This window comes from Microbacterium sp. KRD172, from assembly GCF_017168295.1.
Lineage (GTDB): Bacteria > Actinomycetota > Actinomycetes > Actinomycetales > Microbacteriaceae > Microbacterium > Microbacterium profundi.
In genome coordinates, this window is record NZ_JABFAS010000002.1 from 3,092,139 (window position 1) to 3,104,513 (window position 12,375).

At 66.7% G+C, this 12,375-nt stretch carries 10 protein-coding genes; 2 read left to right on the plus strand and 8 right to left on the minus strand.

Going from position 1 to position 12,375, the window contains the following annotated elements:
- Window positions 1–11 precede the first annotated feature (11 nt).
- The 7 genes from J1M43_RS15210 to J1M43_RS15240 form a co-directional block, all read right to left on the minus strand.
- Complete coding sequence (locus J1M43_RS15210) at window positions 12–1,265, minus strand: ATP-binding protein (protein ID WP_206477204.1); 1,254 nt, start codon at window positions 1,263–1,265, stop codon at window positions 12–14.
- A gap of 107 nt (window positions 1,266–1,372) precedes the next feature.
- Window positions 1,373–3,694, minus strand: a complete 2,322-nt coding sequence (locus tag J1M43_RS15215) for a glycoside hydrolase family 3 N-terminal domain-containing protein (protein ID WP_206477205.1) — start codon at window positions 3,692–3,694, stop codon at window positions 1,373–1,375.
- The gene (locus J1M43_RS15220) at window positions 3,694–4,773 is read right to left on the minus strand and encodes an ABC transporter permease (protein WP_372460254.1); all 1,080 of its coding nucleotides are present in this window, start codon (window positions 4,771–4,773) and stop codon (window positions 3,694–3,696) included. The genes J1M43_RS15215 and J1M43_RS15220 overlap by 1 nt, the downstream gene beginning before the upstream one ends.
- A 3-nt stretch (window positions 4,774–4,776) precedes the next feature.
- Window positions 4,777–5,868, minus strand: a complete 1,092-nt coding sequence (locus tag J1M43_RS15225) for an ABC transporter permease (RefSeq protein ID WP_206477206.1) — start codon at window positions 5,866–5,868, stop codon at window positions 4,777–4,779.
- The gene (locus J1M43_RS15230; protein WP_206477207.1) at window positions 5,865–6,665 is read right to left on the minus strand and encodes an ABC transporter ATP-binding protein; all 801 of its coding nucleotides are present in this window, start codon (window positions 6,663–6,665) and stop codon (window positions 5,865–5,867) included. The genes J1M43_RS15225 and J1M43_RS15230 overlap by 4 nt, the downstream gene beginning before the upstream one ends.
- Window positions 6,662–7,486, minus strand: coding sequence for an ABC transporter ATP-binding protein (locus tag J1M43_RS15235; protein ID WP_206477208.1), 825 nt, complete (start codon window positions 7,484–7,486; stop codon window positions 6,662–6,664). Before J1M43_RS15235 ends, J1M43_RS15230 begins: the two co-directional genes overlap by 4 nt.
- 284 nt (window positions 7,487–7,770) lie before the next feature.
- Window positions 7,771–9,438, minus strand: coding sequence for an ABC transporter substrate-binding protein (locus J1M43_RS15240; RefSeq protein WP_206477209.1), 1,668 nt, complete (start codon window positions 9,436–9,438; stop codon window positions 7,771–7,773).
- 161 nt (window positions 9,439–9,599) lie between these two features.
- Here J1M43_RS15240 and J1M43_RS15245 point away from each other — a divergent pair, with 161 nt between their 5' ends.
- Window positions 9,600–10,250: a TetR/AcrR family transcriptional regulator gene (locus tag J1M43_RS15245; RefSeq protein WP_206477210.1), complete on the plus strand. Its 651-nt coding sequence runs from the start codon at window positions 9,600–9,602 to the stop codon at window positions 10,248–10,250.
- Between the two features lie 9 nt (window positions 10,251–10,259).
- Window positions 10,260–11,474 carry an amidohydrolase gene (locus J1M43_RS15250; RefSeq protein ID WP_206477211.1) on the plus strand — a complete coding sequence of 405 codons (1,215 nt, stop codon included), beginning with the start codon at window positions 10,260–10,262 and terminating at the stop codon, window positions 11,472–11,474.
- A gap of 142 nt (window positions 11,475–11,616) precedes the next feature.
- On the opposite strand, the gene J1M43_RS15255 is transcribed toward J1M43_RS15250, so the two are convergent.
- On the minus strand, window positions 11,617–12,315 hold the full coding sequence (locus tag J1M43_RS15255) for a GTP pyrophosphokinase family protein (RefSeq protein WP_052166769.1): 699 nt from the start codon (window positions 12,313–12,315) through the stop codon (window positions 11,617–11,619).
- Window positions 12,316–12,375 lie beyond the last annotated feature (60 nt).

Consider the following 12,375-nt stretch of genomic DNA (forward strand, 5'->3'; position numbering starts at 1 on the left):
ATGTGCTTGTGTCATGGAGCGAGCGCGGTGATCGGCGTCACGTGGACGCCGTCCGCCCGTCGCCCCGCTGAGCCCGTCGCGGTGATGATGATGAGCGCGGATGGAACGCCCTGCCTCGCCGTATCCACGCGTTCTGCAAACGCGAGCAGGCCGGATGCTGCGGAATCCACCTGGGCCTGACCGAGTTTGATCTCGACGCCAGCCCATCGCCCGTCAGCGAGCGTGATGACTGCGTCGACTTCGTTGCCCGACTCGTCACGCCAGGTATCGACCCGGCCCCCCAGTGCCTGCGAATAGATGCGCAAATCCCGGACCACCAACGCTTCGAAGTGGAATCCGGCCGCCTCGAGATCCCGCAACAGGTCTTCACTGCCGATGTGCAGAGCCGCCGTGCCGATCGAAGGATCGACGAAGTAGCGCGAAGGCGCGGTGCGCAGCCGTGCACGTGAACGCATGTGGGGCTGCCACGCGTCCGAGTCATCGCGGAGGTGCAGCCGATCCAGGGCGTCGAGGTGGCTGTAGGCGGTGGTCGGGGAGATGGGGCCTCGGTCACCGCCGACATCCGCGGCGATGGCTCGAGTGGCGGGGCTGTGCGCGACGAATCTCGCCAGGGACGCAAGGACGCGCTTCAGAGTGCGTGGATCCCGTCGCCCTACGAACGACGGCACATCGACTTCCACGATCTGGCGCAGATAGTCATCCATCCATACCCTGGCTTCGCGCTCCTCCGCACCGAGCAGATCCGGCCATCCTCCGATGACGATTCTGCTCATGAGGTCGGGCACGGACGCACTCGTCCCTGCCCCCGGCTGCGACGTCCCATCGAACAATGCGGCCAGCGATACCTCGCCCGTGGAATGCCCCGACTCGAACAGACTCATCGGTCGCATCCGCAGCAATCCGATCCGCCCTGCCCCTGAGTGTCGTTTCGCATCATCCCGTGGCGTCGCCGAACCGGTCAGTAAGTACATCCCCCGTCCGCGATCTGAGTCGTCGATCGCGCGGCGTACTTGATTCCACAGATCGGGTGCGACCTGCCACTCATCGAAGAGAATCGGCGTCGGCCTTTCGAAGAGGAAGCTCGGATTGAGCTCGATCGAGGCGCGCGCTGTCGCATCTCGATCCATATCGAACACCGTCTCGGCCCTTTGCGACGCGGTCGCGGTCTTTCCGCACGCCTTCGGACCTTCGATCAGTACGCCGCCGACAGAACGCATCTTCGCCTCGAGTTCGCCGTCGGCTACGCGGGGTAGATAGTTGACCATGGTGAAACTGTACACTTTGCGACAAAGGAACTGTACACTTTACGAAACTTAGTCTGAACAGATTGCGGAAAGATGACGGGGGAACACCTATCCCTGTCGAGATACCGTCAGGCGACCGTGAACCCCTCGCTCAGGAGCACCTCGTCCCGCGAGCTCGGGCCGACCAGCAGTGCGAACTCCCCCGCCTCCACGACGCGGTCGCCGGCGGCATCCACGATCGTGCAATCTGCAACAGGCAACTCCATGCGCACACGCGTGCTCTCCCCCGGCGCCAGTGCAACCTGGCGGAACGCCTTGAGCTCCTTGTCCGCCCAGCTCACGCTGGTCACCCGATCGCGCACATACAACTGCACGGTCTCGACCGTCGGACGGTCGCCTGTGTTGGTCACGGTCACGTCGGCGACGACAGTGTCGGATGCGGCGAGCGCAGCCCCCTCGAGAACGAGGTCGGAGTACTCGACGGTCGTGTACGACAGTCCCTCACCGAAGGCCCACGCCGGTGACTGCGTGAGGTCGGCATAGCGATCGCCGTGCTGGCCGCGGATCTGGTTATAGTACGTCGGCTGCTGCCCGGCGTGCCGCGCGAACGAGATCGGCAGGCGGCCGGTCGGCTCGACCGCACCCGTCAGCAGCTCGGCGATCGCACGACCGCCCTGCATGCCGGGATTCGCGACCCACAAAACCGCGGCGGCCTTCGAGACGGATGCCGGCAGCACCAGCGGCTTCGATGCCATCAGCACCACGACCACCGGCGTGCCGGTCTCGATGACGGCTTCGAGCAGCGCGTTCTGGCCGCCGATGAGCTCGAGCGTTGCTGTCGAGCGGCCTTCGCCGTAGAGCCCCTGTGCGTCGCCGACGACGGCCACGCACACGTCAGCCCCCTCTGCAGCAGCGACAGCTTCGGCGATCTGCGCGGCATCCGGCGCGCACGGGTTGACGACCGGCGGCCGCGGCTGACCGTCCGGCCATGTCGCGCCGGCGGGATCAGGGGCAAGCGTGAGAATGTCTGCGCCGCGCGCATGCACGATCTCCCACGGCGCGATCTCACGCAACCCGTCGAGCACGGTCGTGATCATCTCGCGCGGCTGTCCGTCCAACCAGCCGGCCTGTCCTGAGCCACCTGCCCAGTCACCGAGCTGCTCCTGCGCGTCATCCGCGAGCGGCCCGACAACGGCGACGCGTGCGGTCACCGCGGAGCGGGTGGCACCACCCGGCGCAGCCGGCGAAAGAGGCTCACCAGGCGCAGCCGGCTGCAGAGGTCCACCAGGCGCAGCCGGCGAAAGCGGCAGCACGCCGTCGTTCTCGAGCAGCACGAGCGAGCGTCTGGTCATCTCGAGATTGAGCGCCGCGTGCTCCGCAGTCCCGACGATCTGCTCGAGTCCGTCGACCGGGGTCCGCGGGTCCTCGAACAGCCCGAGCTCGAACTTCAGCGTGAGAATCCGCTCGACCGCGGCATCGAAGGCATCTGATGCGAGCAGGCCCTGCGCGACAGCATCCAGAGCGCCCTCGAAGAAGGTGGGCGTCGTCATGATCATGTCGTTGCCGGCCTTCACGGCGGCGGCCGCCGCATGCATGACGTCGGGCTGCACCTGCTGCTCCCACACCATGCGCCCGACGTTGTCCCAATCGGTGATGAGCGTGCCGGTATAGCCCCACTCGCCGCGCAGCACGTCGCTGAGCAGCCAGTCGTTGAGGGTGATCGGCACGCCGTCCATGCTCTGGTATCCGAGCATGAACGAACGGCACCCCTCGCGGGCGACGCGCTCGAACGGCGGCAGGAACCACGACCGCAGCTTGCGCCGCGAGATGTCGGCCTCGCTGGCATCGCGACCGCCCTGGGTCTCGGAGTAGCCGGCGAAGTGCTTGGCCGTCGCGAGGATGGCCGTCGGATCCTCGAGCCCTTCACCCTGGTAGCCGCGGACCATGGCGGATGCGAGCTCTCCGAGCAGGAACGGGTCCTCACCGAACGTCTCGTTGACCCGGCCCCAGCGCAGGTCACGGGCAATGCAGAGCACCGGCGAGAACGTCCAGTGGATGCCGGTCGCCGCGACCTCTATGGCAGTCGCGCGCGCGACCTTCTCGAGCAGTGACGCATCCCACGACGCCGCCATCCCGAGCTGCGTCGGATAGATCGTCGCTCCCGGCCAGAACGAGTGGCCGTGGACGCAGTCCTCGCCGACGAGCAGCGGGATCTGCAGGCGCGTCCGCAGGGTCAGCTCGCGGGCCGCGACGATCCGCTCCGGCGAAGTGTGCAGGATCGATCCGACCATGCGCCGGAGCACGTGGTCGTCGAGATCGTCGCGTGCGTCGAGTTGCAGCATCTGCCCGATCTTCTCCTCGAGTGTCATGCGCTCGAGGAGGTCGGCGACGCGCGCCGGGACGGTCAGATCGGGATTCAGATACGGGAGGGTCAGGGTCTCGGAGGTCATCACTTCGCGTTCTCTATGGATGATGCAGGCTCTGCAGCCACGGCGGCCGCGTCGTCGGTGCGCACGGCCGTGACCGCGTCGTTCACGTTCAGGCCCTTCTTCTTCATCGCGCGCGCCCGCTCACCGGCCGAGCGCAGGCGAGGGTTGACGTACTCGTCGATGCCGAAGTTGATCAGCGACAGCGCGACGCCGATCGCGGCGATGCACAGCCCTGGCGGCAGATACCACCACCACTGGTTCTGCCCGAACGCGCCCTGCGCGGATGCCCAGTTCAGGATCGTGCCCCAGTTGTAGGTGGTCACGGGGATCACGCCGATGTACGACAGCGTCGTGAGACCGAGGATGGCGGCGGTCACCGTGCCGACGAAGCTCGCGGCGATCAGCGCCATGAGGTTGGGCAGCATCTCGACCGTGATGATGCGGCGCAGCGGCTCTCCGTTCGCGCGGGCGGCCTGCACGAAGTCGCGATTGCGCAGCGACATCGTCTGCGCGCGCAGCACGCGGGCACCCCACGCCCATCCGGTGATGCCGAGCACAGCGGCGATCAGCACCAGCGGCGGGTCCTCGAACATCGAGGCGACGATGATGATCAACGGAAGACCGGGGATCACGAGGAACACGTTGGTCAGCGCCGACAGCGCCTCGCTCTTCCAGCCCGACAGGTATCCGGCGATCACACCGACCGTGATCGCGATCACCGTGGCGATCAGCGCGGCGAGGAACCCGACGACGATGACCCCGCGAGTGCCGTGGATGACCTGGCTCAGCACGTCTTCGCCGATGTGCGTCGTGCCCAGCCAGTGCGCGGCGGACGGCGGTTGCAGGCGGGCGGAGTTGTCGATCTGCGTCGGCGAGTACGGTGCCAGCACGTCGGCGAAGATCGCCACCAGCACGAAGAATCCCAGGATGGCGAGGCCTGCGATCGACTTGCCGTTGCGGAACATCGCGAACGCCGAGACGAGCTTCGCCCAGAAGCCCTGGCGCTCACTGCCGTTTCCGCTGCCGGCGCCGCTGGTGCGGATGAGGAATGTGTCCGGAGCGTTCGCCCGGCGCCATCCGGCCTTGTCTGTCGTGGTCATGGCTCAGGCCTCCGTCTGGCGCGTGCGCGGGTCGAGGAATGCGTAGGCGATATCCGCCAGGATGTTCGCCACCAGCACCGAGAGGGTGATGACGAGGAAGACGCCCTGCATCAGTGCGTAGTCCTTCGCGTTCGTGGCATCGAGCAGCAGTTTGCCGACGCCCGGATAGCTGAAGACCATCTCCATCACGATCGTGCCGCCGACGATGAATCCGATCGAGAGTGCGAAGCTCTGGATCTGCGGCAGCACGGCGTTGCGGGCGGCATAGCGCCACAGCACGCGCTGATTCGGCATGCCCTTCGCCTGCGCGACGGTGATGTAGTCCTCGTCGAGAACGGTGAGCATCATGTTGCGCATGCCCAGCATCCATCCGCCGAGCGATGCGATCACGATCGTCAGTGCGGGGAGCGTGCCGTGGTGGATGACCTGACCGACGAACTCGAAGTTCCAGCCAGGCACCATCCCGACGCCGTACGCCTTGCCGATCGGGAACCAGCCGAGGTTGACCGAGAACACCGCGATGGCGAGGAGGCCGAGCCAGAAGTAGGGAATGGTGCTGAGGAAGGTGGTGATCGGGATCAGCGCCTCGAGCCGGCTGCCCCGGCGCCATCCGATCACTGCACCGCCGATCGTGCCGATCGCGAACGACACGATGGTCGCGAAGCCGACCAGCCCCACCGTCCACGGCAGCGCCTGGCCGACGACCTCGGTGACGGGGCGGAGCCCGTGCAGCAGCGAGACGCCGAGGTCTCCCTGCAGCAGCAGCCCCCAGTAGTCGAGGTACTGCTGGAAGAGCGACTTGTCGGTGTCGAGCCCGAGCAGCGAACGCAGCGCCTCGGCCGCCTCCGGCGACACGTTGCGGTTGCGCGAGAGGTATTGGCTGACCGCGTCGCCCTTCATCATGCGCGGCAGGAAGAAGTTGATCGTGAGCGCCGCCCACAGCGTGAAGAGGTAGAACGCGGCGCGACCGCCGAGGAAGCGCCAGGGGATGCGCGAGCGACCGGCGACGACCTTGGTCGCCGTGGTGCCGAGCTCGACGGCGTCGACATCCGGCCGCGTCTCGAAGGTGGGGAGTTGGGGCTCGACGGCGGTCATCGTGCACCTCCGCTGGTGTCGGCGAAGAATCGCTCTGGATCTGGGGATGCTGCGCGCAGCTCCTGCGTGTACGGGTCCTGAGGCCGGAGGATGACGTCGTCGGCGGGGCCGTGCTCGACGATGCGCCCCTGGTTGAGCACCATGATCTCGTCGCTGAAGTGCCTGGCGGTGGCGAGGTCGTGCGTGATGTACAGAACGCCTAGCCCTTCCTCGCGCTGCAGGTCGGACAGCAGGTTCAGTACGCCGAGGCGGATGGAGACGTCGAGCATCGAGACCGGCTCGTCGGCGACGAGGATCTTCGGACGCGACGCCAGCGCGCGGGCGATCGCGACGCGCTGCCGCTGGCCGCCGGAGAGCTCGTGCGGACGGCGATCGATCACGGCATCCGGGACCAACCGGACCCGTTCGAGCAGCCGGCGCACCTCTGCCTCGGTCTCGGCCTTCGGGACGACGTCGTCGAGTCGCAGCGGGCGTTCGAGGTGGTAACGGATCGAGTGGTACGGGTTGAGCGATGCGAATGGGTCCTGGAAGACCATCCGCAACTGCTGCCGGTAGGTGCGGAGTCCTCGGCCGCGGCGGGGGATCGGCTGGCCGTCGAGCAGCACCTCGCCGCTGGTCGGCGTCTCCAGCTGGGTGAGGATCTTCGCGATCGTCGACTTGCCACTGCCGGACTGACCGACCAGGCCGATGGTCTGGCCAGAGGTGAGCGTGAAGCTCACGTCGTCGAGCGCCTTGAGCTGACCGGCACCGCGGACGTTGTAGGTCTTCGTGACGTGGCGTACTTCGAGAGTGCTCATCGCACCACCACCCCCTTCTCTCCGGTCAGTCTCGGAAACGACGACAGCAGTGTCTTCGTGTACTCGTCCTGCGGGGCGTTCCAGATGCGCTCCGCCGTGGCGATCTCGACGATCTCGCCCTCGCGCATGATGGCGATGCGGTCGCTGATCTCGAGCAGCAGCGGAAGGTCGTGCGTGATGAAGATCACCGAGAACCCGAACTCCGCCCTCAGCTGCGAGATCTGCCGGAGAATCTCGCGCTGCACGAGCACGTCCAACGCCGTCGTCGGCTCGTCCATGACCATCAACTGCGGCCGGAGCGCCAGTGCCATCGCGATCATCACGCGCTGACGCATGCCGCCGGAGAGCTCATGCGGGAAGGAACGGGCGCGCTGCGCGCCGACCTTGACGATCTCGAGCAGCTCGGCGACCGCATCCCGCCGCTGCTTCCTGCTCATGCTCGGGCGGTGCACCTCGAACACGTCCTCGAGTTGCGCGCCGATCGTGGTCACGGGATTCAGCGCGTTCATCGCGCCCTGGAAGACCATCGAGATCTTGTCCCAGCGGAAGCGGCGCATCTGCTCGGCGCCGAGGGCGTTGACGTCGATGTCGTCGCCATCGCTGTCGTGGAAGACGACGGATCCGCTCGTGATCACCGCAGGAGCCTTGAGCAGGCGCTGCACGCCGTACGCGAGCGTGGTCTTGCCGCAGCCGCTCTCACCGGCGAGGCCGAGGATCTCGCCGCGCTGCAGTTCGAGGGTGACGTTCTTCACCGCCGCGACGGGCGGATCGACGTCGTACACGATCGAGAAGTCGCGGATGGACAACAGGGGGTCTGGCATGGAGGTTCCTTGTCTGGGGACTGCGGTGCGACTTCGTCTCGCTTCGCTCGCTCAGTCCGTTTCGTCTCGCTTCGCTCGCTCAACCCGTTTCGTCTCGCTTCGCTCGCTCAACGACCCGCAGTGGAGTTCCCCGGCGGGAGCCTCCGGGGCATACCCGGGGACACCCGCGGGTCGTTGAGCGAGGCGGTCGTTGAGCGAGGAGCGGAGCGACGAGTCGAAACGCAGGAGCGACGAGTCGAAACGCGTTGAGCGAGCAGCGCGAGTCGAAACGTCGCTCCGCCGTCTTACTTCGCCTCGAGCTTCGTCAGGATCTGCACGATCGCCGGCTGGGTCGGGTCGGCCGACGCGTACTGGTCGTCCTCGCTCGGCCATCCGACGTAGTTGCGGGTGTTGAACTCGCCCAGCAGGGGGTGCGCGCCGAGCGGGATGGCCGGCACGTTCTCGGCGAATGCCGTCTGCAGCACGGCCGAGGCCGCCGCGCGATCCTCGTCCGAAGAGGCGTTGGCGTAGGTGTTCAGCGCCTCGGTGACCGCGGGGTCGTCGAACCGGCCGAAGTTGTACTGCGCCTTGTCGTCGACGATCCACTTCGGGTCCATGGTCGAGGTGTACAGCCCGTACACGTTGCCGGTGTCCTCGAGCCAGTGGATGATCGCCTGGAAGGTGCCCTCCTGGCGGGCGGCGTCCCAGCCGCCCCAGTCGGGCTGGTCGACCTTGACCTCGATGCCGAGGCCCTTGCCGAGCTCTTCGGCGAGGAGCGCCTGTTCGGTGTTCCAATCGCTCCATCCGGCGGGAACCGAGACCGAGAACGAGACTGCTTCGCCGTCGGGGTCCATGAGCTTGTCGCTCTTCCAGGTGTAGCCGGCGTCGGTGAGGATCTGCTTCGCCTTGTCGATGTCGACCGAATACTCGGCATCCTGGTACTCGGGGATGATCTCGTCTGCGAGCAGCGTGCCGAGACCGGTGACGTTCCAGACGGCCTCGCTCGCACCCTCGCGGGCGATGTCGACGTAGGCGTCGCGATCGATCGTCCAGGCGAGGGCCTCGCGCAGGGCGGGGTTGTTGAACGGCTTGGTCTGCAGGTTCATGAACAGCGTGCCGGCGCCGGCGGTGGGCGAGACGAGGAACTGGTTGTCGGGGTCGACCGACAGGTAGCTCTCCTCGATCTGCGGCAGGAACGCCTGCGCCCAGTCTGCCTCGCCCGATGCGAGAGCCGTGGTGAGTGCCGCGTTGTCGCCGTACGAGACGTAGTTCAGCTCTGGCACGGCCAGCTCGCCGCCCCAGTAGTCCTCGTTCGCCGTCAGAGTGACCGATTCCGTGGTCCAGCTGTCGAGCACGTAAGGGCCGGTGCCGACGGCGAGGCCGTCTTCGGTGAGCGGGTCGGTGTTGGGGTCTTCGATGTTCTCCCAGATGTGCTTCGGCACGATCGGGGTGTGCAGCACGCGCGACTGGGCGGTGAACTTCGAGTCGGCGAACTTCAGCGTGACCTTGTCGCCGTCGACCGTCGCACCCTGGTAGTTGAGCCCGGACGAGTCGGTGAGCTTGCCGTTGAGGAACTGATCGAACGTGAACACGATGTCGTCGGCGGTGAACGGCTCGCCGTCGCTCCAGTTGACGCCGCCGCGTGGGACGACGGTGAGTTCGGTGTAGTCGTCGTTCCATTCGACCGATTCCGCGAGCCACGGCGTGGTGCCGAGGTCGCCGGTCGGGTTCACGAGTGCGAGGGGCTCGAAGATGACCTTGGCATAGCCGTACTTCGACGCGGATGAGTCGCCGAGATACGGGTTGTGCGACTCTGTGGTGATCGCTCCGTCCGGCTTGGCGATCGTGAGCGCGGCGGTGGACGAGCCGGCATCTGCGCCGCCGCCATCTGATGCAGGCGAGCACCCGGCGAGCACGCCGATGCTGAGGGTCGCGATCGCGCCGATCGCGATCAGGGATCTGCTGAGCTTCATTGCTTCTCCTAGGACACGGGTCATTGTGCAGGTGTGGCACGCGTCGATGTGACGCTCCGGCTTACTCACGAGAAAGTAAACTGAGGCGAGGTTACCGACAAGTAAGTAAGCTTGCAAGTGCGGGATACCAGACCGTTACACTCACCTCAGAGGGGGATGCCGTGGCTACAGAGAATTCGGCGCGCACGCGCCCGGCGACCAGGCAGAAACGCACCGACATCCTGGAAGCGGCAGTCGAGATCTTCGGCAACAAGGGCTCGACGAACGGCACGCTCGCCGACGTCGCAGAGCAGGTGGGCATGACTCACGCCGGGGTCCTGCATCACTTCGGCTCGAAGCAGAAGCTGCTGCTCGAGGTGCTCGCCTACCGCGACCAGGCCGACGTCGCCGAACTCGACGAGAAGCACATCCCCGGTGGGCCGGAGCTCTTCCTGCACCTGGTGCGCACGGCGTTCGCCAACGAGCGGCGCCCCGGCATCGTGCAGGCGTACACCGTGCTCTCCAATGAATCCGTGACCGACGACCACCCCGCACGCGGCTTCTTCGAGGAGCGCTACACGACGCTCCGCCGCGAGGTCTCGGAGGCGTTCCGCGAGCTGTGCAGGCAGGAGGGCGTGATCGAGCCGGATACGGTCGCCGCGGCATCCGCCAGCATCCTCGCCGTCATGGACGGCCTGCAGCTGCAATGGCTGCTGCATCCGGACGTCGTGGGACTCGGCGAGGCGAGCGAGTTCGCGATCCGCGCGATCGTGAACTCCGTGCTGCATCCGGTGCCCGAGTTGGAGGCGTACGTCCGCGAGGCCCGACAGTAGGCTCAGCTCATGAGCATCGACCTCGAAGCGCTGTACATCGACCTGCACCAGCATCCCGAACTCTCCTTCCAGGAGACGCGCACGGCCGGCATCGCTGCCCAGCACCTGCGCGATCTGGGACTCGAAGTCGAAGAGGGCATCGGCATCACGGGCGTCATCGGGGTGTTGCGCAACGGTGGGGGGCCGACCGTGTGGGCGCGCGCCGACATGGACGCGCTCCCCGTCGAAGAGCAGACCGGCCTCGCGTATGCGAGCACGGCGACCGGGGTCGACCCGGCCGGCCACACGGTTCCCGTGATGCACGCCTGCGGGCACGACATGCATGTCACCGCGATGATCGGAGCCGTCGAGCGGCTCGTCGCCGAGCAGGCGGAATGGTCAGGCACGCTGGTGGTCGTCATCCAGCCGGCCGAGGAATACGGCGCAGGGGCCAGAGCGATGCTGGATGCCGGCATCCTCGACCGCTACCCGAAGCCCGACATCGTGCTCGGCCAGCACGTCACGCCCTTCGCCGCCGGGGTGATCGGCGTCCGCAGCGGCACTCAGATGGCGGCATCCGACGGCCTCACCGTCACACTGCACGGCCGCGGCGGGCACGGATCAAGGCCGCACACGACCGTCGACCCGGTGGTGATGGCCGCTGCCACCGTGATGCGCCTGCAGACGATCGCCTCACGCGAGACGGACCCGCAGGGCGTCGCCGTCGTCACAGTCGGCTCGATCCATGCGGGGCTGAAGAACAACATCATCCCCGCCGAGGCGACGCTCGAACTCAGTCTGCGATATCCGGACGATGAGGCCCGCGCGAACGTGCTCGCGAGCGTGGAGCGGATCGTCCGGGCCGAGGCCCTCGCATCCGGCGCCGAGCGCGAGCCGGAGATCCGCACCGATCACACCCTGCCGCCGACCATCAACGACGCGGATGCCGTGGCACGGGTCACGACCGCGTTCCAGCGCGCCCTCGGAGAAGCCGCCGTCATCGATCCGGGGATGATCACCGGCAGCGAGGATGTCTCATGGTTCGCCCGCGACGCCGGCGCTCCCCTGGTGTTCTGGTTCTGGGGCGGTGTCGACCCGGCGACGTTCGCAGCGGCGGTCGCCGGCGGCACGGTCGCCCATGACATCCCCACCAACCACTCACCGCTGTTCGCGCCCGAGATCCACCCGACGATCGAAGTCGGGGTCACGGCGATGGCGACGGCCGTGCGGGAGTTCATGGGCTGAGCCCGGCCTCGCAACTCTGGCGGCCACGCGCAAGTCTGGCGGCCACGCGCAACTCTGGCGGCCACGCGCAAGTCTGGCGGCCACAAACGGCATCCGTGGCCGCCAGAGTTGCAGTGGGCCGCCAGAGTTGCGCCGCGCTCGACTACACCTCGACGATGCGCGGCGGCGGGGGCGGGTCGAGCTGACGCTGGGGCACGCCGTGCGCCTCGCGGTGCAGCCGCTCCATCCGTGAATCGAGCTCGGCTGCGGCATCCGCAGCGTCCGACAGGCTCTCGACGAGGTGCGAGGGCACCTGGTTGGAGAACTTGTAGTAGATCTTGTGCTCCAGGCTCGCCCAGAAATCCATCGCTATCGTGCGGAACTGCACCTCGACGGGCACCAGCAGCGGTCCGGTCGACAGGAACACCGGCACCTCGATGATGACGTGCAGGCTCTTGTAGCCGTTGGGCTTGGGGTTCTTGATGTAGTCCTTCACAGCGCGCACCGTGACGTCGTCCTGCTGGGTGAGCAGGTCGAAGAGCTGATACACGTCGGCGACGAAGCTGCAGGTCACGCGAACGCCGGCGATGTCGGTGATCTTCTCGCGGATGCGCTCGAAGTCGGGTTCCTCGATCCCCTTGCGGGCGATCTTCTCGACGATGCTGTCCGGCGTCTTGATCCGGCTCTTCACATGCTCGATCGGGTTGTACGCGTGATCGTGCAGGAACTCGTCCCGCAGGATCGAGATCTTCGTCTCGACCTCGCGCATCCCGAACTCGTACTCGCGCAGGAACTTCTGGAATTCGTCACGGAGTTCCCGCGTCTGGCGGATATCGTCTTCGCTGACCTCGATGGTCGTCATGTCCTCGACGTTACGTGATCGTGATCAGAACGCGCTGTGCGTTTCGCTGTGGGCGGATGC

Coding starts and splice junctions, on each gene's coding strand:
- J1M43_RS15210 (WP_206477204.1), bottom strand. CDS start 1,265: ATGGTCAACTATCTACCCCGCGTAGCCGACGGCGAACTCGAGGCGAAG.
- J1M43_RS15215 (WP_206477205.1), bottom strand. CDS start 3,694: ATGACCTCCGAGACCCTGACCCTCCCGTATCTGAATCCCGATCTGACC.
- J1M43_RS15220 (WP_372460254.1), bottom strand. CDS start 4,773: ATGACCACGACAGACAAGGCCGGATGGCGCCGGGCGAACGCTCCGGAC.
- J1M43_RS15225 (WP_206477206.1), bottom strand. CDS start 5,868: ATGACCGCCGTCGAGCCCCAACTCCCCACCTTCGAGACGCGGCCGGAT.
- J1M43_RS15230 (WP_206477207.1), bottom strand. CDS start 6,665: ATGAGCACTCTCGAAGTACGCCACGTCACGAAGACCTACAACGTCCGC.
- J1M43_RS15235 (WP_206477208.1), bottom strand. CDS start 7,486: ATGCCAGACCCCCTGTTGTCCATCCGCGACTTCTCGATCGTGTACGAC.
- J1M43_RS15240 (WP_206477209.1), bottom strand. CDS start 9,438: ATGAAGCTCAGCAGATCCCTGATCGCGATCGGCGCGATCGCGACCCTC.
- J1M43_RS15250 (WP_206477211.1), top strand. CDS start 10,260: ATGAGCATCGACCTCGAAGCGCTGTACATCGACCTGCACCAGCATCCC.
- J1M43_RS15255 (WP_052166769.1), bottom strand. CDS start 12,315: ATGACGACCATCGAGGTCAGCGAAGACGATATCCGCCAGACGCGGGAA.